The 20,521-nt window shown below is 64.5% G+C and carries 21 protein-coding genes; 14 read left to right on the forward strand and 7 right to left on the reverse strand.

Annotated features, from left to right (window positions below; translation table 11 throughout):
* The first annotated feature begins 33 nt into the window (after positions 1 to 33).
* Genes pcaD through pobA form a run of 6 tightly spaced genes read left to right on the forward strand, consistent with a single transcriptional unit; the run spans position 34 to position 4,849 of the window.
* Entirely contained in the window at positions 34 to 843 is an 810-nt protein-coding gene (pcaD, locus tag ACWGS8_RS15965) for a 3-oxoadipate enol-lactonase (RefSeq protein ID WP_454581830.1), read from the forward strand.
* Positions 836 to 1,243, forward strand: coding sequence for a 4-carboxymuconolactone decarboxylase (pcaC, locus tag ACWGS8_RS15970; RefSeq protein ID WP_454581831.1), 408 nt, complete (start codon positions 836 to 838; stop codon positions 1,241 to 1,243). The genes pcaD and pcaC overlap by 8 nt, the downstream gene beginning before the upstream one ends.
* Positions 1,233 to 1,988 (forward strand): protocatechuate 3,4-dioxygenase subunit beta, encoded by a 756-nt coding sequence (gene pcaH, locus ACWGS8_RS15975; protein ID WP_454581832.1) that lies wholly within the window; start codon positions 1,233 to 1,235, stop codon positions 1,986 to 1,988. The genes pcaC and pcaH overlap by 11 nt, the downstream gene beginning before the upstream one ends.
* Positions 1,988 to 2,602 carry a protocatechuate 3,4-dioxygenase subunit alpha gene (pcaG, locus tag ACWGS8_RS15980; protein WP_454581833.1) on the forward strand — a complete coding sequence of 205 codons (615 nt, stop codon included), beginning with the start codon at positions 1,988 to 1,990 and terminating at the stop codon, positions 2,600 to 2,602. Before pcaH ends, pcaG begins: the two co-directional genes overlap by 1 nt.
* A gap of 19 nt (positions 2,603 to 2,621) precedes the next feature.
* Complete coding sequence (locus ACWGS8_RS15985; protein WP_454581834.1) at positions 2,622 to 3,674, forward strand: 3-carboxy-cis,cis-muconate cycloisomerase; 1,053 nt, start codon at positions 2,622 to 2,624, stop codon at positions 3,672 to 3,674.
* Positions 3,674 to 4,849: a 4-hydroxybenzoate 3-monooxygenase gene (gene pobA / locus ACWGS8_RS15990; protein WP_454581835.1), complete on the forward strand. Its 1,176-nt coding sequence runs from the start codon at positions 3,674 to 3,676 to the stop codon at positions 4,847 to 4,849. The genes ACWGS8_RS15985 and pobA overlap by 1 nt, the downstream gene beginning before the upstream one ends.
* Before the next feature lie 85 nt (positions 4,850 to 4,934).
* Here pobA and ACWGS8_RS15995 read toward each other — a convergent pair whose 3' ends face one another.
* The 3 genes from ACWGS8_RS15995 to ACWGS8_RS16005 are packed head-to-tail and all read right to left on the reverse strand — an operon-like array spanning position 4,935 to position 7,977.
* Complete coding sequence (locus tag ACWGS8_RS15995; protein WP_454581836.1) at positions 4,935 to 5,798, reverse strand: carbohydrate ABC transporter permease; 864 nt, start codon at positions 5,796 to 5,798, stop codon at positions 4,935 to 4,937.
* Entirely contained in the window at positions 5,795 to 6,685 is an 891-nt protein-coding gene (locus ACWGS8_RS16000; protein ID WP_454581837.1) for a carbohydrate ABC transporter permease, read from the reverse strand. Before ACWGS8_RS16000 ends, ACWGS8_RS15995 begins: the two co-directional genes overlap by 4 nt.
* Complete coding sequence (locus ACWGS8_RS16005; protein WP_454581838.1) at positions 6,685 to 7,977, reverse strand: ABC transporter substrate-binding protein; 1,293 nt, start codon at positions 7,975 to 7,977, stop codon at positions 6,685 to 6,687. The genes ACWGS8_RS16000 and ACWGS8_RS16005 overlap by 1 nt, the downstream gene beginning before the upstream one ends.
* A gap of 317 nt (positions 7,978 to 8,294) precedes the next feature.
* On the opposite strand from ACWGS8_RS16005, the gene ACWGS8_RS16010 reads away from it, so the two are divergent.
* The 7 genes from ACWGS8_RS16010 to ACWGS8_RS16040 all read left to right on the forward strand — a co-directional run bounded on the left by ACWGS8_RS16010 (position 8,295) and on the right by ACWGS8_RS16040 (position 14,609).
* The gene (locus tag ACWGS8_RS16010; protein WP_454581839.1) at positions 8,295 to 9,566 is read left to right on the forward strand and encodes an extracellular solute-binding protein; all 1,272 of its coding nucleotides are present in this window, start codon (positions 8,295 to 8,297) and stop codon (positions 9,564 to 9,566) included.
* Between the two features lie 80 nt (positions 9,567 to 9,646).
* Entirely contained in the window at positions 9,647 to 10,552 is a 906-nt protein-coding gene (locus tag ACWGS8_RS16015) for a carbohydrate ABC transporter permease (protein WP_454581840.1), read from the forward strand.
* The gene (locus tag ACWGS8_RS16020; RefSeq protein WP_454581841.1) at positions 10,549 to 11,406 is read left to right on the forward strand and encodes a carbohydrate ABC transporter permease; all 858 of its coding nucleotides are present in this window, start codon (positions 10,549 to 10,551) and stop codon (positions 11,404 to 11,406) included. The genes ACWGS8_RS16015 and ACWGS8_RS16020 overlap by 4 nt, the downstream gene beginning before the upstream one ends.
* The gene (locus ACWGS8_RS16025; protein WP_454581842.1) at positions 11,403 to 12,143 is read left to right on the forward strand and encodes a PIG-L deacetylase family protein; all 741 of its coding nucleotides are present in this window, start codon (positions 11,403 to 11,405) and stop codon (positions 12,141 to 12,143) included. The genes ACWGS8_RS16020 and ACWGS8_RS16025 overlap by 4 nt, the downstream gene beginning before the upstream one ends.
* Positions 12,140 to 13,015: an ROK family protein gene (locus tag ACWGS8_RS16030; protein WP_454581843.1), complete on the forward strand. Its 876-nt coding sequence runs from the start codon at positions 12,140 to 12,142 to the stop codon at positions 13,013 to 13,015. Before ACWGS8_RS16025 ends, ACWGS8_RS16030 begins: the two co-directional genes overlap by 4 nt.
* Entirely contained in the window at positions 13,012 to 13,782 is a 771-nt protein-coding gene (locus ACWGS8_RS16035; RefSeq protein WP_454581844.1) for a GntR family transcriptional regulator, read from the forward strand. The genes ACWGS8_RS16030 and ACWGS8_RS16035 overlap by 4 nt, the downstream gene beginning before the upstream one ends.
* Positions 13,783 to 13,817: 35 nt before the next feature.
* The gene (locus tag ACWGS8_RS16040) at positions 13,818 to 14,609 is read left to right on the forward strand and encodes a sugar isomerase domain-containing protein (RefSeq protein WP_019856774.1); all 792 of its coding nucleotides are present in this window, start codon (positions 13,818 to 13,820) and stop codon (positions 14,607 to 14,609) included.
* 69 nt (positions 14,610 to 14,678) lie between these two features.
* Here the strand turns inward: ACWGS8_RS16040 and ACWGS8_RS16045 are convergent, their stop codons facing one another.
* Positions 14,679 to 15,962: a D-tagatose-bisphosphate aldolase, class II, non-catalytic subunit gene (locus ACWGS8_RS16045; protein WP_454581845.1), complete on the reverse strand. Its 1,284-nt coding sequence runs from the start codon at positions 15,960 to 15,962 to the stop codon at positions 14,679 to 14,681.
* A complete protein-coding gene (locus ACWGS8_RS16050; RefSeq protein WP_454581846.1) occupies positions 15,959 to 16,912 on the reverse strand; it encodes a sugar kinase in 954 nt (317 codons plus the stop codon). Before ACWGS8_RS16050 ends, ACWGS8_RS16045 begins: the two co-directional genes overlap by 4 nt.
* 256 nt (positions 16,913 to 17,168) lie before the next feature.
* Here ACWGS8_RS16050 and ACWGS8_RS16055 point away from each other — a divergent pair, with 256 nt between their 5' ends.
* Positions 17,169 to 18,203, forward strand: coding sequence for a LacI family DNA-binding transcriptional regulator (locus tag ACWGS8_RS16055; protein WP_454581847.1), 1,035 nt, complete (start codon positions 17,169 to 17,171; stop codon positions 18,201 to 18,203).
* On the opposite strand, the gene ACWGS8_RS16060 is transcribed toward ACWGS8_RS16055, so the two are convergent.
* Positions 18,191 to 19,141, reverse strand: a complete 951-nt coding sequence (locus ACWGS8_RS16060) for an alpha/beta hydrolase (RefSeq protein WP_454581848.1) — start codon at positions 19,139 to 19,141, stop codon at positions 18,191 to 18,193. The genes ACWGS8_RS16055 and ACWGS8_RS16060 overlap by 13 nt on opposite strands.
* Before the next feature lie 23 nt (positions 19,142 to 19,164).
* Positions 19,165 to 20,313, reverse strand: a complete 1,149-nt coding sequence (locus tag ACWGS8_RS16065; protein ID WP_454581849.1) for a Gfo/Idh/MocA family protein — start codon at positions 20,311 to 20,313, stop codon at positions 19,165 to 19,167.
* Positions 20,314 to 20,521: the final 208 nt, after the last annotated feature.

Below are 20,521 nucleotides of genomic sequence, written 5' to 3' on the forward strand. Positions count from 1 at the left end.
CCTTGTGCAATGTGGAGATGGAGGATCGGAATCGTGTCATTCGTCACCATCGGCGGCATCACGCTGCACCATCGCCACCTCAAGGCGACCGGCAATGCGCGCGCGATGATATTCATCAATTCGCTGGGCACCGACTTCCGCATCTGGGACGATGTTGTCGCCGCACTTGATGGCGAAATGTCCTTGCTGGTCTATGACAAGCGCGGCCACGGGCTGTCCGACATCGGCGACATCAGCTCGATCGACGATCATGTCGACGATCTCTCGGGGCTCATCGATCATTTCGGTTTGGAGAAGATCGTGCTGTGCGGCCTGTCGGTCGGCGGCATGATCGCGCAAGGGCTCTACGCCAGGCGGCCGCAGATCGTCGAAGCCATGATCTTGTGCGACACGGCCCACAAGATCGGTACCGACGAGAGCTGGAGCACACGTATCGCGGTCGTCGAGCGCAAGGGCATCCAGGCTATTGCCGATGGCATCCTCAAAGTGTGGTTCACTCCCGCCTTCCACACCGCGCGGGTGGCCGAGCTGGACGGCTATTGGAACATGATGACCCGGCAGGCTGTCGCCGGTTACGTTGGGACTTGCGCAGCCATACGCGCCGCGGATTTCACCGACGCATCGCGCCGCATCGCGGTGCCGACGCTCTGCATCGTTGGTGACCAGGATGGGTCGACGCCGCCCGATCTCGTCCGCTCGCTGGCCGCTCTGATCCCCGGTTCGCGTTTCGAGATCATCCGCGACGCCGGACATATTCCCTGCGTCGAACAGCCTGAAGCGCTCACCGCGCTGATCCGCGATTTTGTCGCATCGCTTGCCCCTGGAGCAGAAAACCATGGATGAAGTCCCCGGCAACGCAGCCAGATATCGCACTGGCCTCGTGGTGCGGCGCGCGGTGCTCGGCGACCGGCATGTCGATCGCGCCGAGGTCGCCGCCACCGATTTCGACCAGCCCTTCCAGGAACTGATCACCGAGGCTGCCTGGGGAACGGTGTGGGCAAGGCCGGGTCTCAGCAAGCGCGAGCGCTCGATCGTCACACTGGCGCTGCTGGCCGCCCTCGGCCATGATGAGGAGGTCGCCCTGCATGTGCGCGCCACCGCCAACACCGGTGCGACGCGCGACGATATCTGCGAGGCGTTCCTGCATGTCGCCATCTATGCCGGCGTGCCGGCCGCCAACCGTGCCTTTAGAATAGCCAAGGACGTGTTTTCGGAGATGGACGGAGCCGACAATGCCCGCTGAGTCCGGCTCGAACCGGAAGCCCGAGACCGGCGCCTTCTTCCAGCGCGACCGGACATGGCATCCTCCGGCACTGACGCCGGGCTATAAGAGTTCGGTGCTGCGCTCGCCGCAAAAGGCGCTTTTGTCCTTCGACAACACGCTGTCGGAAATAGCCGGACCGGTCTTCGGCCACGCCATCCTGGGTGAACTCGACAACGACCTGATCCATAATTTCGCCAGGCCGGGCGAGAGCGCCATCGGCGAGCGCATCATCGTCCATGGGCGTGTGCTCGACGAACGCGGCGTTGGCGTTCCCGGCGTGCTCATCGAATTCTGGCAGGCCAATGCCGGTGGCCGCTACCGCCACAAGAAGGACGGCTATCTGGCGCCGCTCGATCCGAATTTCGGCGGCTGCGGCCGCGCCATCACAGGCGAGGATGGCGGCTATGCCTTCCGCACCGTCAAGCCCGGGCCTTACCCGTGGCCCAACGGTCCCAATGACTGGCGTCCGGCGCACATCCATTTCTCGGTTTTCGGCCATGGCTTCGCGCAGCGGCTGATCACGCAGATGTATTTCCAGGGTGACCCGCTGATCTGGAAGTGCCCGATCGTGCGCGGCATCGCCGACAAGGCGGCAATCGAGGCGCTGACGGCCATCCTCGACACGCAGGCGACCATTCCGATGGATGCGCTCGCCTACAAGTTCGACATCGTGCTGCGCGGCCGCCGCTCGTCGCCGTTCGAAAACCGACTGGAGGGCAATTGATGCGCCAATCGCTCGACCGCCTCAGGGAAAGCCCCTCGCAGACCGCGGGCCCCTACGTCCATATCGGGCTGACGCCGAACTTCTGCGGCATCAGTGGCGTCTATGCGAGCGATCTCGGCGCGACCATGGTCAACGACAAGACCAGTGGCGAGCGCATCGGTCTCAAAATTAGGGTGCTCGACGGCACCGGCACGCCGCTTAAGGACGCCCTGATCGAGATCTGGCAGGCGGACGCGGACGGGCTCTACAATTCGCCGGCCGAATTGCGCGGCGCGGCCGATCCGAACTTCTTCGGCTGGGGCCGCTGCCCGACCGACATGGACACGGGCGTCTGTGCATTCGAGACGATCAAGCCGGGCCGCGTGCCGTTCCGGGATGGAAGGCTGATGGCGCCGCACATCACGCTGTGGATCGTCGCGCGCGGCATCAATCTCGGCCTGCACACGCGGCTCTATTTTTCCGACGAGGAAAAGGCCAATGCGCAGGATCCGATCCTGGCGCGCATCGAGCATCGCGTCCGCGTGCCGACTTTGATCGCCGAGCGCCAGGGCGGCACCTACGTCTTCGACATCCATCTCCAGGGGGAGAAGGAAACGGTCTTCTTCGACAGCTGATGGTCAGGAAGAACAGGACATGACCGTATCGCCCTTCGACCATCCGCTGCTCTCGGCTCTCCTAGGCGACGAGGAAGCATCGAGGCATTTTTCCGTCGAGGCGGAAATCGAGGCGGCGCTGGCGTTCGAGGGCGCGCTGGCGGAAGCCGAGGCTGCGAACGGGATCATCACCAAAGACGCGGCAGCGGCGATCAGCGCGACGCTCAGCTCGTTTCGGCCGGACACCGCTTTGCTGCGGACCGCTGTCGCCAAGGACGGCGTCATGGTGCCGGAACTGGTGCGCCAGATCACGGCTGCGGTCGGCGAACCGCATGGCGGCAAGGTGCATTTCGGTGCGACCAGCCACGACGTCATCGACACGAGCCTGGTGCTTCGGCTGAAAGCGATCGTCGAGCACCTCGGCCTGCTGCTGACCGAAACCGTCTTGCGCCTCACCTCGCTCGACGAGCGCTTTGGCGGCAGGGCGCTGACCGGCATGACGCGCATGCAGCCAGCGATCCCGATCAGAGTGGCGGATCGCGTGACAGCCTGGCGGGCGCCGCTGCAGCGGCATCAGGAAAGACTGCCGGAACAGTCCGGACGTCTGCTGGTGGTGCAATTCGGCGGTGCCGCCGGCACGCTGGAAAAGCTCGGCGACAAGAGGCCGGCGGTGCGCGCCGCGCTTGCCGCAAAACTCGGTCTTGCAGATGCGCCGCAATGGCAGAGCCAGCGCGACGCGCTCGCCGATTTTGCCGGCTGGCTGTCGCTGCTGACCGGCAGTCTCGGCAAGTTCGGCCAGGACATCGCGCTGATGGCCCAGGGCGGAACCGACATCGCGCTTTCCGGAGGTGGCGGCTCGTCGGCCATGCCGCACAAGCAGAACCCGGTAAAGGCCGAAGCGCTGGTGGCGCTCGCCCGCTTCAACGCCACGCAGCTTTCCGGCATGCATCAGGCGCTGGTGCATGAGCAGGAGCGCTCGGGCGCGGCATGGACGCTGGAATGGCTGCTGCTGCCGCAGATGGCGGTCGCCGCTGCCGCGTCGCTGCGCCTTGCCGCCGAGCTGGCCGGGCAGATCGAAAGCCTCGGTCACTGATGCGCACGCAGGTCGCCATTATCGGCTCGGGACCCTCCGGCCTGCTGCTTGGCCAGCTTCTGGCCGGCATCGGCGTCGAGACCATCATTCTGGAACGATCGAGCCGCGAGCATGTGCTTGGCCGTGTGCGGGCAGGGGTGCTCGAACAGGGCACCGTCGAGTTGCTGGAAGAGGCTGGTGTTGCCGCAAGGCTGCATGCCGAAGGCTTGCCGCATTCCGGCATTTCGCTGGCTTTCGACGGGCGCCTGCACCGCATCGATCTCGCGGCGCTCACCAGCGGCAAGCATGTCACCGTCTATGGCCAGACCGAAGTGACGCATGATTTGATGGACAAGCGCGAGGCGGCTCGCCTCGTCACCGTCTATGATGCCGCTAATGTCGCGCTGCATGATTTCGATGGCGCTGCGCCGTTCGTTACCTACGACGACAAGGATGGCGTCTCTCACCGGATCGATTGCGACTTCATCGCCGGCTGCGACGGCTATCACGGCGTCAGCCGCAAATCGGTGCCGGAGCGCGCGCTGAAAACCTTCGAGCGGCAATATCCGTTCGGCTGGCTCGGCGTGCTGGCCGAAGTGCCGCCGGCCGATCACGAACTGGTCTATGCCAATCACGAGCGGGGCTTTGCATTGTGCTCGATGCGTTCGACGCATCGCAGCCGCTACTATGTGCAGTGCCCGCAGGACGACCGCGTCGAGGCCTGGTCCGACGACCGCTTCTGGGACGAATTGCGCCGCCGCTTGCCCGAACAGACCGCGGCGAGCGTCACCACCGGGCCATCCTTCGAAAAGTCGATCGCGCCGCTGCGCTCCTTCGTTGCCGAGCCGATGCGCTTCGGCCGGCTGTTCCTGGTTGGCGACGCCGCCCACATCGTGCCGCCCACCGGTGCCAAGGGTCTCAACCTCGCCGCCAGCGATGTGCGCTATCTCTTCGCCGGTCTGCGCGAGTTCTACGTTGGAAAGTCCCAAGCTGGCATTGAGGCCTATTCGCAAAAAGCGCTGGCGCGGGTGTGGAAGGCGGTGCGCTTTTCCTGGTGGATGACGACCATGATGCACCGCTTTCCCGACACAGGCGACTTCGGCCAGCGCATCCAGGAAGCCGAGCTCGACTATCTCGTACACTCGCAGGCGGCGTCGACCGCGCTCGCCGAGAACTATGTCGGTCTGCCCTGGTGAAGGCTCTTTCGTTGACGCAATTCCCAAGGGAAAACGCTATGCGTTTTTCCCGGGAAAACCGCTCCACACTTTTCCTGGAACTGCTTTATCCCTTGATTGCCGAGCCGACGATGGAATCGACGAAGAAGCGCTGCAGCAGGACGAACAGGATGAGCGGCGGCAGCACGGCGAGCGTCGCGCCAGCCATCACCAGCCCGGTGTTGACCGCGCCCCTGTTATAGCTGAGCAGGCGGCTGAGGCTGATCACGATTGGGTAGGCGTCGGCATTGCCTTGCAGTACGGTCAGCGGCCAGAGATAGCTGTTCCAGTGGTAGACGAAGGCGAACAAAGCCAGGGCTGCGATCGCCGGCGCGACGCTGGGCGCCACGATCTTGAACAGGATCAGCAACTCCGAGGCGCCGTCCATGCGCGCCGCATCGATAAGGTCCTCGGGCACGCCTGCGATGAACTGGCGCATCAGGAAGATGCCGAAGGCATTGGCGAGGTTGGGCACGATGATGCCCGCCAGGCTGGCATTGAGGCCGATCGAACCGACGAGGCGATAGAGCGGGATCAACGTCACGATCGGCGGCAGGAACATGGTGGCGATCAGCAGCGAAAACAGCAGCGATTTGGCGGGAAAGTGGTATTTGGCGAACGCATAGCCGGCCATCATGCTGGTGATCAGGATGCCGGCGGTGGTGATCGAGGCGATGACCAGGGAATTCCACATCGAGCGGCCGACATTGACCACGCCGGAAACCTTCTCATAGGCATCAAGGCTCGGTGTGTGCGGTATCCACACCGGCGGCACCTGCATGCTCTCGGCCGGGGTTTTCAGGCTCGACAGCACCATCCATACCAGTGGGAAGGCCGAGGCGACGGCGACCAGCAGCATCAGCGTCGCCAGCAGCGCCTTGCGGCCGGACGGGCGCTTGCGCGGCAGCCGGCTCGACGATCCCCGGCTCATTCCTGATCCTTCCGGTTGGCGAGAGCAAACAGCGCGCAGACCACGACGATCAGCGACAGCATCAGCATGACGGCCATGGCCGAACCCAGCCCGCCTTGCGCGCGTTCGATGCCGACGCGGCGGATATGGTAGGTGAGCACATTGGTCGAGCCGACCGGTCCACCTTGCGTGATCAGCGCCACCGGCTCGAACACCTGCACGGCATTGATGATGGCGATGACGGCGCTGAACAAAAGCGTGCGCCGCATCAGCGGCAGTGTGATGAAGCGGAACTGCTCGAAGCGGTTGACGCCGTCGAGCTTCGCCGCCTCGTAAAGGCTGCCCGGGATCTGTGTGAGGCCGGCGATTGCCAGCACGGTGAAGTAGCCGACCTGCTGCCAGACATTGAGGAAGACGATCGAGACCAGCGCCGAGCGCGGCGATGACAGAAAGGGCTGCGGGCCGATGCCGACCAGGCCGAGCATCTGGTTGAGCGGTCCTTCGCTCGGCGAATAAAGCTTCGACCAGACCAGCGCCACCGCGATCATCGGCACCATGTAGGTGGAGAAGAGCACCGTGCGCAGCCCCGTGCCGCCGGCGACGTCATGCTGGTAGACCATCAGGCCGAAGACCACCGACAGCGGCAGGATGAGGATGACGGACAGCGCGGTGTAGATGGCGGTATTGGTGAGTGCGCCTATGAAGTCACGCCCGACCGACGAGGCCCCAAAGATCTCGCGGAAATTGTCGAGGCCGACGAAGCTGGCGCTGGAAAACGGCGTCTGCGTCGACCAGTCCTGGAAGGACAGCCAGACGGTGAGCAGCATCGGCAACAGGATGAAGATGCCGATCAGCGTCACGGCGGGCGCGAGCATGATGCCCGCCGAGGCACGGTACCTCTGGATCATTATTTGGCGGCGCGCTCCAGGATCAAGGTGGCGTCGGCCTGCGCCGTCGCCTGCGCATCCTTGGCCGAGACCTGGCCATACTGCAACGCCTCGAGCGTCTGCTGCAGGGATTCCGAGAATTCCTGTCCGCCCGGCACGACCGGGAACGGTTTGGCATCGGTAAGCACGCTGACATAGCCGGAGAGGAATTCCGAGCCGAGCTTGTCCTTGTGTGCGTCGATATCGGACAGGCGCGAGGGCAGGATGCCCATCGACATCAAGATATCCGACATGGCCGAGGCGCCGTTCTTGCCGGACTTCGGATTGTTGAGCCAGGCGAGGAATTCCCAAGCTGCCTTTTGCTCGGCAGCCCCCGCATTGGCGTTGACCACGGTCATCCAGGAATAGGAGATTGAATGTGGCTTGTCGCCGCTCGGACCGACCGGGACGGGTGCCGTGGCGATGTTCGCGAATTTATCGCCCATGCCGGTCTTCAGCGCGCTTTCCCACCAATTGGCCATGATGATCATGCCGGTCTTGCCGGAGACGAAATTGTCGAGGAACGGACCCGTGGTGTTGGCGTCCGCCGTCGCCATGGCCGGCACGCTTGCGCCCGACTTGATCAGGTCCTCATAGAGCTGGAAGGTCTGCGCAGCCTGCGGGCTGTCCAGCGCCGGCTTGCCGTCCTTGACCAGATCGCCGCCATTGGAAACGAGCAACGAGGCGAAGGGATGGACGACCCCTGCGGCCCAGCTATTGATCATGCCGAAACCCTGCTGCCCGGTCTGCTTGTTGGTCAGTTTCCTGGCCGCATCCTTGAATTCGTCCCAGGTCTTGGGCGGGGCGGCGATGCCGGCCTGCTTGAACAGCGCCTTGTTGTAGTTCAGCGCATAGACGTCGATCTCGTTGGGAATGCCGTAGAGCTTGCCGCCGACTGAGGCGGCGCTGGTGATGCCCGCTGGCCACGAGGCCTTGACCTCGCTGGCCACAGGATCAGGGGCGGGCGCGACCAGCTTGTCGCGGGCGAGTTCCGGCAGCCACAGATCGTAGATGCCTCCGATCGTCGGCCCGTCCGCGCCGCCGCCTTGCGAGCGCAGCGTGGTCAGGAGATCGCCGAAGGGAACGGCACGCACTGTGACGCTCACATCCGGATTGGCCTTCGCATAGTCCTTGGCCGCCGCTTCCAGCAGCGCGACCGTCTCCGGCGACCAGTGCGTCAAATAGGAGATGTTGACCGATTGCGACCAGGCGGTGGCGGGCAGGATGGCCAGGCCCGCGGCCAGCACCAGTTTCGAAGTCCAGGCAAACGACATTCCTCATCCTCCCTATCGATCACGATGACGTTATGACAAGTTCAGGCGATGGCGCAAGAGCCTGTTGGCGAAAAAGCTTCGTATTGAACGGTTTCAGATTTCTCAGCCATACCGGGTACGACGATTTTATCATTTAGAAGCAATATATTGATGGCATTTAACCGCCAGTTGCTCCCTGTTGGAGCCATTCCGGGGGTGCGTCAGACCTCTTGCGAATGCTGCTATGTCGTTATAATGACTTGGTCGAGCAAATGACTCTCTCGCGGCATCGAAGCACTGCGGGACGCCAAGGACAGAAAACTAATGGGAGACTGCCAATGAGCATGCTTTCACTTCACCGGCGCGCCGCCCTTGGCCTGATCGGCGGCCTTGCCGCCGCCTGCGCCGGCGTCTTCATCGCCCTGCCGGCGAGGGCCGACAGCACGGTGACGCTGTGGAGCTGGCGCACCGAGGACGAGGCCGCGATGCGTCGTATCTTCGACGCCTTCGAGGCCAAGAACCCCGGCATCAAGGTCGACATCCAGTTCACGCCGGATGCCGATTACCAGAACCGGCTGAGCACGGCACTGCGCGGCGGCCGTGGGCCTGATATCGCCCAGCTCAAGGCCTATGGCGAATTGCAGCCCTTCGTCGACGCCGGCTATCTCGACGCTCTCGACGACAGTGTCCCCGAATTGAAGAACATGGCGGCCGCCGCGCTGGGCGGCGCGCGCGGTCGCACCGACGGCAAGCTCTATGGCGTGCCCTATTCGGTGCCGATGATGGGCGTCTTCTACAACCAGGATATTTTCGCAGCCCAGGGCATCGAGATCCCCAAGACCTACAAGGATTTCGTCGCCGCTTGCGAGAAGCTGAAGGCAGCAGGCATCACGCCGATCGCCACCGGCGGTGCCAACGGCTCGGCCTGGGAGCTGGAGATTGGCGTCGGCGTCATCGGCCCGACCGTCTACGGCCCGGGCTTCTACGACGAGATGATGACCGGCAAGGCGACCTTCGAGGATTCGCGCTATGTCGCGGCGCTGAAGCGCTTCGCCGATTTGAAACCGTATTTCCCCGATGGCTTCGCCGGCATCGACTACACCACCGCAACCCAACAGTTCATTGGCGGCAAGGCGGCGATGTTCCTGGGCGGCTCGTTCGAGAACGGCAGCTTCAAGGCGCAGAACCCGAAGCTGAAATTCTCGATCTTCCCGTTCCCGGCCGATGATGCCGGAGCAAAACTCTACACCTCTGCCTTCTCCGACGGCTCCTACGGCCAGGTCTCCGAAAGCGCCAACAAGGAAGCCGCGACCAAGGTGCTGGGCTTCATGGCCTCCGCCGAGTTCGCGCAGATGTTCGCCGATGAACTCGGCTGGCCGCCGGCCCGCGCCGATGTCACGGTGAAGGATCCGGTGCTGGCCGAGATGATGGCGATGTCGAAGAACTCGACGCCTTATCTGACCCTGGTCGGCTTCCGCTGGCAGTCGCCGACGGCGTCGTCGGTGCTGCAGTCGGAGATCATCGACATGGTCGAAGGCAACATCGCGCCGGAGAAACTGGCGGCCGACATGCAGGCCGCCGTCGCCACCTGGTTCAAGCCAAAACAGTAAGGAGCCGGGCCGGCCGCGTCCCGGCCGGCCTCTCGTCCGGATCAGCACAGCGCATGACCGCCCTTCGCCGAACAAGTAGCTTGAAGCGCACGCAGCAGCGCATGGCCATGCTGTTCATCCTGCCGGCGCTGGCGGTCTATGCCCTTTTCGTCCTCTATCCCCTGGCGATGTCGCTGTGGGGCAGCTTCTTCATTTGGAAGGGGCTGCGCATGGTCGAATTCGCCGGCCTGTCGAATTTCTCGCGGCTGTTTGTTTTCCCCAGCGGCGCGCGGCTCTATGGCGCGCTCTGGCACAACACCGCCTGGTTCTTCGGCATCATGGTCTTCCAGAACGGCATCGGGCTTTTGTTTGCCTGGCTGCTCTTCCTGCGCGACAAGGGTGTCGCCTTCTTCCAGTCGGTGTTCTTTTTCCCGGCGGTGCTGAGCCCGGTCATTGTCGGTGCCCTGTGGCGGCTGCTGTTGGCACCGGGGGGCGTCGTCGAATGGGCACTCAATGGGCTTGGCCTGCACCAGGGCAGCCTTACCGTGCTCGGCAACAGCCACAGCGCGCTTGGCATGCTGATTGCCGTCGACGCGTGGAACTGGATGGGCCTGCCGGTGCTAATCTACACGGCGGGTCTGCGGCAAATCTCCGGCCAGATCTTCGAGGCGGCGAAGCTAGACGGCGCCGGCAATGCGCGCATGCTGTTTTCGATCGCGCTGCCGCTGCTGATGCCGGCGCTGGGCACGCTGACGACCTTGTCGTTCATCAACACCTTCAACCAGTTCGACATCGTCTATGTGATGCAAGGCGTGCAGGGCAATCCGAGCTATTCGACCGACACGCTGGTGACCTATTTCTACAGGCTGGCCTTCGGCGCCGAGGGGGCTGTCGGCATCACCGATATCGGTCTCGCTTTGGCCCTAGGCACCATGCTTTTCCTGATCCTCAGCCTCGGCACGCTGATGATGCTGCGCTTCTTCGACCGCCGCACGGTGCAGCTATGAGCGCGCTGGCGATTTCACGCGGACCGGTCCTCTCGCGGCAACTGGCGCGACTGCCCGGCTGGACGGTGCTCGCCGTGTGGACGGCGGCCGTGCTGTTGCCGCTCTACATTCTCCTCATCTCCTGCTTCAAGACCACGGCCGAGATCTACGACAACCGGCTTGGCCTGCCGCGGAGCTGGGCTTTCGACAATTTCGTCAACGCCTGGACGCGCGCCGATCTCGGCCATAATTTCATCAACAGCCTGATCGTCACCGGCGGTGCGGTGGTGCTCACCATCGTCGTCTCGGCGATGGCCGCCTATCCGCTGAGCCGCTATCGGCTCGGCTGGAACGCTGTCATGCTCGGCCTGTTCCTATCCGGCATCATGCTGCCGATCAGATTGGCCTCGGTCGAGCTGTTCACGCTGATGCGCAATCTCGGCCTTCTGGATTCGCCGTCCGGGTTGATCCTCGTTTATTCGGCGATCCGCATTCCCTTCGCTGTCTTCATCTTCGCCAATTTCATGCGCGTCTTACCCTCCGAGCTCGACGAGGCGGCGCGCATGGACGGCGCCGGCGAGGTCCGTATCCTGTTTCAGATCATCCTGCCGATGGTGAGGCCGGCGGTGTCGATCGTCGCCATCTTCACGGCGATCGCCGTGTGGAACGATTTCTTCTTCCCGCTGATCTTCATCTTCGACGACCGCTACAAGACCGTGCCGCTGGCCATCAGCGTCTTCGTCGGCCAGTTCCGCACCGATTGGGGTCTGGTGTTCGCTTCGCTGGCGATCTCCATGGCGCCCATCCTGATCATGTATTGTCTGCTGGCGCGCCAGATTCGCGAGGGCGTCGGCGCCGGGGGAGGCATGAAATGATCGAGGACAGGATCTACGCTGCGCACTCCATCCTGGTGATCGGCGCGCATGCCTTCGATGCCGAGGTGATCGCCGGGCCGCTGGCGGCTGCCGCCGTCAAGCGCGGGGCCGCGGTAACCTTCCTGCATCTGACCATGGGCGAACAGGGTCACCCCTGCCTCATCCCACAGCACTATTGCGCGCAGAAGGAAGAGGAAGCGGGTAGGGCAGCCGCGCGGCTCGGCGTTACATCGCGCAGTCTTGGACTGCGCGATGCCTTCCTGGCGTCCAACGACGAGACGGCGCTGGAAGTGTGCGACGTCATTCGCGAGCTGAGGCCCGAGATCGTCATCACCCATTGGCACGGCAGCTGGCACAAGGACCATCGCGCCGCCGCGCATCTCACCCAAACCGGCATCTTCTTCGCCGCCCTGCCGACGATTGCCAGCGATCATGCCGCGCACACGCCGCAATTGCTGCTGTTCGGCGAGAACTGGGAGGACGATGACGGTTTCCGCCCCGAGCATCTCGTCGATGTCAGCGACGGCTTCGAGGACTGGACCGGGGCGGTCAAGGAATACGAGCTGGCGCGGGGCCTGAGCAGCTTTCCCTATGTCGACTATTACAGCGCGCTCTACCGGCTGCGTGGCTGCCTGCGCGGCACGCGCCATGCCCAGGCTTTCGCGGCGGCGTCGCATTCCTGGAATGCCGGCAGCGGCCTGTTCTCGCCACGGTTCGGCAAAGGGTCGGGCCGATGATGCGGGTTCTGGCCATCGACCTCGGCGGCACCAATCTGCGCGCCGCCATCTCGACCGGCGACATCGGCGCATTGAAGGTGCTGAGCCGGGAGCCGGCGCCGGCAAGCCTCGATGCTCTTGTCGCTCGCACTAACGCGCTGTGCGCGGAAGCCGGCCCGGTCGAGGCGCTTGGCATCGCCGTGCCGGGGCTGGTCGAGGGCTCGGCCTGCCGCTGGATTCCCAACCTGCCATTCCTAGACGGCGTCGACCTCCAGGCGCTGTTTCCGGACCTGCGCATCGCGCTCGGCAATGACGCGCAGATCGCACTGCTGGCGGAAGCCGTCGAAGGCAGCGCGAAAGGCCTGTCGGATGCGATCCTGCTGGCGATCGGCACCGGCATCGGTTCGGCTGTCTTGGCCAATGGCCGCATCGTTGCCGGCGCGCATGGTGGCGCCTGTTCGTTCGGCTGGGCATGCGCCGACATCAACGACCATGGCGCGGAGCGCAGCGGCTGGCTGGAGCGCGTCGCATCCGGCCGGGCGCTCGATGCGCTTGCCGGTCAGATCGGGCTTGCAGACGGCCGGCAGCTGATCGCCGCTGCCCGCGCCGGCGAACTGGCCGCGCAGACCTTGCTTGAAGTGCCGGCGCGCCAGATCGGCACGGCGCTTGCCGGCGCGGTGGCGCTGCTCGATCCGCACGCGGTGCTGATTTCAGGCGGGCTGGCCGAGGCGCTGGACGTGATGCGCCAGCCGCTGCTCGCCGCGCTGCACCGTCAGGTGCCCTCGCATTTACGCGGCATCGAGATTCAGGCCGGCCGGTTCGGCCCGGACGCGGGACTTCTCGGCGCGGCGCTGGCCGGCCGTGTGGGGAAAGGGTGGAGGCAGGTGCGATGAGCGAAGCGAGCTTTCAGCAGCCGGACCGCAGAAGGCCGGAGCCACTCTGGTATCAGGTCGAGGAAGCGATCCGCGCCATCGTCAAGAGCGGCGAATGGGCAACGGGCGACCAGATTCCGGCCGAAGACAGGTTGTGCGCGCTGTTCGGCGTGAGCCGCATCACACTGCGCCACGCTCTGCGTAATCTTGAGGAGGCCGGACTGCTGCGCCGCGAACATGGCCGCGGCACCTTCGTGCGCTCGACGACGCTTGTCGCCGGCACCCGCGAGCTGACCAGCTTCACCCAGGAGATGGGCAATATGGGCGTGGTCGCCGGCTCGCGCCTGCTCGATTGCAGCCTCACCACCGCCAATGCAGCCGCAGCCGGCGCGCTGGAGATCGAGGAGGGTGATCCGGTGGTGCGCATCCGGCGGCTGAGACTGGGCAACAATGAGCCGATCGGCATCCAGACGGCGCAGTTGTCGGCTGTGCGCGTGCCGGGCTTCCTCGACGCCGGCCTGCTGCAGGGCTCGCTCTACGAGGCGCTGGAGCGCCATTACGGCATAGTGCCAGTGGCCGCACGGGAGAATTATCGCGTCGGCGCCGTCGGCGCGGCAGATGCCGAACTGCTCGATCTCCCGGCCGGCAGCCCCGCTTTCGTCGTCGAGCGTATTACCACCGACGAGCGCGGCCCATTCGAATTCACCGTCTCGATCATGCGGGGCGACCGCTACGAGATCCGTTCGACGCTGCGCGCCGGCCGCGTCCCGTCAGCCCCCAGAAGCTGATCCTTTCCAAGCCGACACATAACAGGAGTACCCAAGTGTCCGATCTCTACATCCACCGTCTCACTGCTCTTATCGACCAGGCGGCGAAAGCCAATGAAGAGGCCTTCGGCCAGGCCGCCAGCCGCTTTGCCGACTCGCTTGAAGGCGGCGGGCTGGTCCATCTTTACGGCTCGGGCCATTCGGTGCTGCCGGTGCAGGAGGTGTTCCCGCGCTATGGCAGCTACGTCGGCTTCAACCCGCTGACCGACCCTCGTGTCATGTGGCACAACGTGCTCGGCGCCGGCGGCGTGCGCGAGCTTTTGTGGCTGGAGCGGACGGAAAAATACGCCGAGAAATTCCTCGACCACCAGCCGCTCAACAAGGGCGATTCGATCATTATCTTCGGCCATAGCGGCCGCAACTCCTCCGGCATCGACACCGCGCTCTATGCCAAAAAACGCGGCATCTTCGTCGTCGCGGTGACCAGCAAGAACAATCTCGACAAGCCGGCGACGCACTCCTCCGGCAAGCGGCTGGCGGATGCCGCCGATCTCGTCATCGACACCTGCTCGCCGATCGAGGACGCCATCGTGCCGGTCGAAGGCTGGAGCCGTCCTGTGTCGGGCTCGTCGACGGTGCTCGCCATGATCTTGGCGCATGAACTGATCGCGCGCACCGCCGAGCAGCTCGCCAAGCGCGGCATCGAACTGCCGGTCTTCGCCTCGCCGACGATCGCAGGCGTGACGCTGCACGATACCGACGTCATCTACGGCGTCTACCGCGAACGCATGCTGGAAGCGCAGAAGAAGCATCTGCCGACCTTCCAGGCGACGATGCGCGGCGAGTGATATTGGGGATCGGGAGGTGCCACTGCGCCTCCCGCTTCCGATCCTGGTCCTGCTGCCGTGACCGGCGGATCAGCCGGTTGCGCTGGCATAGATGTCGAGGACCTCTGTCACGCCAGCGATCAGCAACTCCCCGGCTTTTGGCGCCACGGACCCGTTGGCCACCGCGCCGTCGAGGCGGCCGAGATACTGGCTGATGAGGGGCAGGGGGATGTCGCGGTCGCCGAGCGCCTTCATCAGCGAGTCGGTGGCCTGCTGGGCTGCCGGCGCCGGCCAATAGTAGCGGATGCGGTCGCTGTAGGAGAAATGGCGTTCGATGCGCTGTTCGGATTCAGATCCTTGATAGTAATTCTTCCAATTGCCCGGCGCCGCCAGCATGACGCGCTCCATCGCCGCCGGCAGGCCTTCGCGCGCCGGGTCGGGAACCAGAATGTCGGCGATATGGCTCAGGCCATAAAATGCCTCGCGCAGCGCGAAGGTCAGCCACGGCCCGACCTTAAGGATGGCGAAGCCGTCATCGACCAACGCGGTCAGAGCCGAGACCGGTTGGTAGTCGGTCGAATGCGCCTCGAAGACGAATTGCGGCAGATCCCGCAACGTGCCGGCCAAAGCACGGGCGCGTTCAGGTCTATAGGTGATCACCTCGGCATTGCCGAATTCGACACCCGGCTGCACGACGATACCGAGCGCCCTCGAAAAGGCCTGGTCGAGGCCTCGCTGGCTGAAGGCATGGCGGTGGATCCGCACCGTCTCTCGTGCCGCCTCGGACGTCGTCACCGCCAGATGGTCCATCGCTTCCAGGGCGCCGCCCGGCACCGGCACTTCGGTGCCGATGACATAGACAGGCTTGGGGCCGCCCGTTCGTTCGGTCGCGGCCTCCGCCACCTCCGCCAGTTTGGCGGCGCGCGCGGCGATGGTCGCATCGGGCGGTGCGGCGCCTTCGCCCGCGCAGCCCATGCTGGCATCGAGATGGATCTTGGTGAAGCCGGCTTCGGCATAGGCGTCGACCATGCGCGAAGCCTTGGCCATCGCCTCGGGCGCCGGCAGGTGCTTCCACGGATTGGGGCCGAGATGGTCGCCGCCGAGCACCAGCCTGTCGAGGGAAAAGCCGATCTTGCCGGCGATCGTCTCGACGAAGCGGCGGAAATCCGGTGGCGTCATGCCGGTGTAGCCGCCTTCATGGTTCACCTGGTTGCAGGTGGCCTCGATCAGCACGTCGGCATCGCGGGCCTTGCCATGGCGCAGCGCCGCTTCGATGACCAGCGGATGGGCCGAGCAGATCGAGGCGATGCCGAAGCGTTCGCCGGCCGCACGGCGCGCCGCGATGGCCGCCAGCCTGTCCGTCGCCTGGCTCATGCCAGCGCTCCGGCCCTGGCGGTCGCGAGGAAGGCCTCGACCATGGCAAGCGAGGCGATGCCCTCCATTGGTCCCTTCCTGGTCACCGCCAGCGCGCCGCAGCCATTGGCGATACGCAGCGCTTTTTCGGATGCGTCTCCGCGCAGCCAGAGGGAGACGAAGGCCGCGGCAAAGCAGTCGCCGGCGCCGGTCGGGTCGATTTCCTCGACGACAAAGCCAGGTGACGCGGTGCGTCCCGTCTTGTCGTAATGAGCGGCGCCTTGCGCGCCTTTCTTGACGACCACGACGGAGATGCCGCGGTCCAGCATTTCGCGCGCCGCGCTCTCTTCGTCGGTCGCCTTGGCGAAGATGAACAGTTCCGGTCCGCTCGGCAGGAAAACGTCGGTCTTCGACAGCACGAAATGCAGTGCGTCGCGCAGGCCTGGAAGATCGAGCATCTCCTTGCGGATGTTGGGGTCGAAGGAAACCGTGCCACCGCGCGCCTTGACCGCTTCGATCCCGGCTCGCGCGACCTCGATCACGTCCGGCGAGAACAGCGAGGTGCCCATGACGTGAAAATGGTCGGCACCGGCGAGCAGCGCGCGCGCCTCGGCGCCGATCTCGATCAGGCCGGCCGCACTGTGCTTGATGTTGTAGACGAAGTGCCGGCTGCCATCGGTTTCATAGGTCACGAAAGCCGTGCCCGTGGCGGCACCACGATGGACCTTGATGGCCGAGATGTCGGCCCCATCGGCGCGCAGGCGCTCGATGTTCAAATGACCGAAATCGTCATCGCCAACAGCCGCGATCAGGCCAGCCGGCTGGCCGAGCCGCGCCGCCTGATCGATGAAGATCGCCGGCGCGCCGGATGGAAACGGGCCGACCAGCGGGCCGGGGGCAAGGAAACTCTGGCCGATCCGCTCGGCCATGATCTCGACCAGGATCTCGCCGGCGCAAACCAGTTTCTTCATGTCCTCACCATTGCCGGATGGTTGGCGGCCGGTTGCCGAGCGCCTTTCTTCATGTCCGTGCGGGTTCAAAACCTAAGTCGCAGCTTTTGGAGCGTCAATAAATAATTTGACGCGCGCAACTCTTTTGCGTTGTACTGGAAACGCTGAAATTTGACTGAACAAATTCGGTCAAGCAATGCTGCCTCGCGGCAACGGCCGCAAGACTGATTCTGGCCGGGAAGATTGGCGGAGCGGGCAAAAGGGGCTGGACATATCGATGGCGAAGAAGACCCACCGCACGATGGATGATTTCGCCAGGGCGTCAGGCGTGTCGCGGCCGACCCTGTCGAAGTATTTCGACGATCCGGCCAGCGTGAAGCCGGCGACGCGGGCGCGCATCGAGGCGGCACTGCGATCCTCGGACTATCAGCCAAACGTTTTCGCGCGCAATCTCAACCGCAAGCGCACCCGCAATGTCGGCATCGTCGTGCCGGCGCTCACCGATCCGTTCTATGCCGAAATGGTCAGCCGCATTGAGTTGCGCTGCCGCGACGAAGGTTTCTGGCCGATCGTCATCTCCTCGCACGGCTCACCGAAACTGGAGGCGGAATCGGTCAGGACGCTGATGTCGCTGAAGGTTGCCGGCGCCATCGTCGCGCCGCTGGGGTTGGTTTCCGAGCCCGGTGTCTTCGAGCGGATGAGCGAGGACATACCGATCGTCTATTTCGACACCTATATCGAGGGCGACACGCCTTTCGTCGGCAACGACAACCGCCAGAGCACGTCGACCATCGTCGACTATCTCTGCCGGTCCGGCGAACCGCCGGTCTATGTCGACATTCCGCACGTCAATCACAATTCCGGCGAGCGCCTGCAGAGCTATATCGACGCGATGAGGGCCGCCGGCCTGGAACCCGTCGTGCTCAAGGCGGCGGGCGACTACAGCTGGGATTTTGAGCGCATCGGCCATGAATGGATGGACAGGACGATCGAGACAGGCGGCTTGCCGGCGCGCACGCTGCTGTGCGCCAATGACCGTCTTGCTTTCGGCGTCATGGCGGCGGCCTTCTCGCGCGGGCTGAAGATCGGCCGCCGGGCCGATTGCGATTTCCGTGTCGCCGCCCATGACGACCATCCGCTGAGCCGCTACACCTGTCCGGCGCTGACCACCATGGCGCAGAATTTCGCCGCCATGGCCGGCCGCAGCGTCGAGATCCTGCTGGCCTTGCTGGATGAGGCAGATGCACCCGGCCAGGGTCTGGCGCGCAACGTCAAGCTCGGCGCGACGCTGGTGATGCGTCAGTCGGCCTGAGCACGCGTTTGTAATTGCAGCCAGGCCGCCGCCTCGCTCACCGCTTGCCGCGCCGCCAGTATATGGCGGCCCATCGAGACGAAGCCGTGGATTTGACCCGGCCAGGGCCGCAGCACCAGCGGCACGCCTGCGACCCGCAGACGCTCGGCATAGGCCGTGCCCTCATCGGCAAGAATGTCATGGCCGGCGATCACGACGAATGCAGGTGCCGCGCCGGCAAGGCTTGATGCCAGCAGCGGCGAGACGCGCCAGTCCGTGATGTCGTCCGGCGTCCGCACATAGTGGTCGCGGAACCAGGCCATGGTGGCGGCTGTGAGCCCGAAGCCGTCTGAGAAACGCCTGTAGCTGTCCGCCGTCTGGCGTGCATCGGTGTTGGGATAGATCAGGATCTGAGCGGCAAGCCGGGGTACCAGCCCGTCACGGGCGAGCAACGCCAGAACGGCGGCAAGGTTGCCGCCGGCGCTGTCGCCGGCGACGCTGATGCGGTCCAGGTCGATGCCCAGTCCTTCGGCGTTCTCCGCGATGAAGCGGAGCGCTGCCGAGCAATCCTCGATCCCGGCGGGAAACTTGTGCTCCGGCGCCAGCCGGTAATCGGGGCAGACCACGACGGCGTTGCCCAGATTGGCCAGCCAGCGGCAGATTTCGTCATGCGAGGAGAGATTGCCGACGACCCAGCCCCCGCCATGCAGATAGAGCACGGCGCGCGCCCCGGCCCGCGGTGCGCCGATGCCGCGATGGATGCGGATCGTGACCGGGCCGTTCGGCCCGTCTATCTCTTGTTGCAAGGTCGCCGCCGCCGGCTCGTGTTCGCCCTGCTGTGTCGGGAACGAAACCTCATAGGCAGCCCGAGCCGCCGCCACGCTGCCATTTTCGAAAGGCTTGCCGCCGGCCGCACGGCCGATTTCAAGGGCGCGCAAGGCATCGGGGTCGAGCGTCATCGCCATCTCCATAATGGCCGCGCTTAGGCCAGCAAACCGCTTGCCTCGTCCTCGGTCAACAGCGCCGGCTGGACGACATCGCCGGTGATGGCGACGGAACTTTTCGTTTCGCCGGAATGCAGGATTGCCTCCATGATCTCCAGCACGTGCAGCGCCAGATTGCCGGAGGCGCGGGGCGTCGCGCCTGTCCTCAGCGAACGCACCAGATCGGCGACGCCAAGCATGCGATAATTGGCACGATCAGGCGCCACATACGGCCAGTTGCGGGCACCATAGAACTCGCCTTCGCTGGCGAAATCCTTCCACCCCGCGCCGCGTTCGGACAGCGAGACGGTGCCGCCAAAGGTGTCGGGATCGGGCAGGCGCAGCGAGCCCTCCGTGCCATGCAGTTCAATCGGATGGTTGGAATGCTTGAAGACGTCCCATGACGCGCCGAACGTAACGGTGGCGCCCGAGCGGAATTCGAGCAGGGACAGCACGTTGGTCGGCGTCCCGACCTTGAATGTCGTGTTCTTGAACGGCCCTTCGGCAGTGATCAGACGTTCCTCCTGGCCGCGTGTCGCCATCGCCATGACGCGCGCGACCGGGCCGAGCAGATTGACCAGCATGGTCAGATAGTAAGGCCCCATGTCGAAGACCGGGCCGCCACCCGGCTGATAGTAGAATTGCGGGTTGGGATGCCAGTGCTCCATGCCGCGCCCCATCATGAAGGCGGTGCCGGTGACGGGGCGGCCGATTGCGCCCTCATCCATCAGACGGCGCGCGCGGCGTCCAGCGGCGCCGAGGAAGGTATCAGGCGCCGAGCCGAGCAGCACGCCGCGCTTGGCCGCCTCCTCCACAAGACGACGGCCGTCGCTGGCCGACGTCGCCAGCGGCTTTTCGGTGAAGACGTGCTTTCCCGCCGAAAGGGCTGACAACGAAATGTCGAAATGCGCGGCGGGAATGGTCAGGTTGAGGACGAGATCGATCTCGGGGTCGGAAAGCAGCGCATCGACGCCAAGCGCCTGGATGCCATATTCCTTGGCCCGCAACGCCGCCATGTCGGCAGAGATGTCGGCGCAGGCGCGCAGCTCGATTCCACCGAAGAGGGCGGCATTGCGCAGGTAGGTCATCGAGATGTTGCCACACCCGATGGCGCCAATTGCGAGCTTCGCCTTTGATCTTGCCTGCATTTCTGGTCGGTCCTCCCAATAGGGTCATGCTCTGCTGGATCCGCTGCGCCGGCAATGGATCATACCGGAAAAGCGCTATACAACATTTTAAATATTGACGCGCGTAAAATTTTTATAGACCATGCGGAAACGCTGGCGCAGCATCGGGAGGGCTGCCAGCCCTGGGAGGAGAAAATGACAGACATGAAAAAACGGCCGACCGCCGATG

This window comes from Mesorhizobium sp. 43Arga (assembly GCF_053714255.1).

What these genes read in the sequence shown, in the direction of transcription:
- pcaC (WP_454581831.1), top strand. Translation starts at nt 836, where the DNA reads ATGGATGAAGTCCCCGGCAACGCAGCCAGATATCGCACTGGCCTCGTG.
- pcaH (WP_454581832.1), top strand. Translation starts at nt 1,233, where the DNA reads ATGCCCGCTGAGTCCGGCTCGAACCGGAAGCCCGAGACCGGCGCCTTC.
- pcaG (WP_454581833.1), top strand. Translation starts at nt 1,988, where the DNA reads ATGCGCCAATCGCTCGACCGCCTCAGGGAAAGCCCCTCGCAGACCGCG.
- ACWGS8_RS15985 (WP_454581834.1), top strand. Translation starts at nt 2,622, where the DNA reads ATGACCGTATCGCCCTTCGACCATCCGCTGCTCTCGGCTCTCCTAGGC.
- pobA (WP_454581835.1), top strand. Translation starts at nt 3,674, where the DNA reads ATGCGCACGCAGGTCGCCATTATCGGCTCGGGACCCTCCGGCCTGCTG.
- ACWGS8_RS15995 (WP_454581836.1), bottom strand. Translation starts at nt 5,798, where the DNA reads ATGAGCCGGGGATCGTCGAGCCGGCTGCCGCGCAAGCGCCCGTCCGGC.
- ACWGS8_RS16000 (WP_454581837.1), bottom strand. Translation starts at nt 6,685, where the DNA reads ATGATCCAGAGGTACCGTGCCTCGGCGGGCATCATGCTCGCGCCCGCC.
- ACWGS8_RS16005 (WP_454581838.1), bottom strand. Translation starts at nt 7,977, where the DNA reads ATGTCGTTTGCCTGGACTTCGAAACTGGTGCTGGCCGCGGGCCTGGCC.
- ACWGS8_RS16010 (WP_454581839.1), top strand. Translation starts at nt 8,295, where the DNA reads ATGAGCATGCTTTCACTTCACCGGCGCGCCGCCCTTGGCCTGATCGGC.
- ACWGS8_RS16020 (WP_454581841.1), top strand. Translation starts at nt 10,549, where the DNA reads ATGAGCGCGCTGGCGATTTCACGCGGACCGGTCCTCTCGCGGCAACTG.
- ACWGS8_RS16025 (WP_454581842.1), top strand. Translation starts at nt 11,403, where the DNA reads ATGATCGAGGACAGGATCTACGCTGCGCACTCCATCCTGGTGATCGGC.
- ACWGS8_RS16030 (WP_454581843.1), top strand. Translation starts at nt 12,140, where the DNA reads ATGATGCGGGTTCTGGCCATCGACCTCGGCGGCACCAATCTGCGCGCC.
- ACWGS8_RS16035 (WP_454581844.1), top strand. Translation starts at nt 13,012, where the DNA reads ATGAGCGAAGCGAGCTTTCAGCAGCCGGACCGCAGAAGGCCGGAGCCA.
- ACWGS8_RS16045 (WP_454581845.1), bottom strand. Translation starts at nt 15,962, where the DNA reads ATGAGCCAGGCGACGGACAGGCTGGCGGCCATCGCGGCGCGCCGTGCG.
- ACWGS8_RS16050 (WP_454581846.1), bottom strand. Translation starts at nt 16,912, where the DNA reads ATGAAGAAACTGGTTTGCGCCGGCGAGATCCTGGTCGAGATCATGGCC.
- ACWGS8_RS16055 (WP_454581847.1), top strand. Translation starts at nt 17,169, where the DNA reads ATGGCGAAGAAGACCCACCGCACGATGGATGATTTCGCCAGGGCGTCA.
- ACWGS8_RS16060 (WP_454581848.1), bottom strand. Translation starts at nt 19,141, where the DNA reads ATGACGCTCGACCCCGATGCCTTGCGCGCCCTTGAAATCGGCCGTGCG.
- ACWGS8_RS16065 (WP_454581849.1), bottom strand. Translation starts at nt 20,313, where the DNA reads ATGCAGGCAAGATCAAAGGCGAAGCTCGCAATTGGCGCCATCGGGTGT.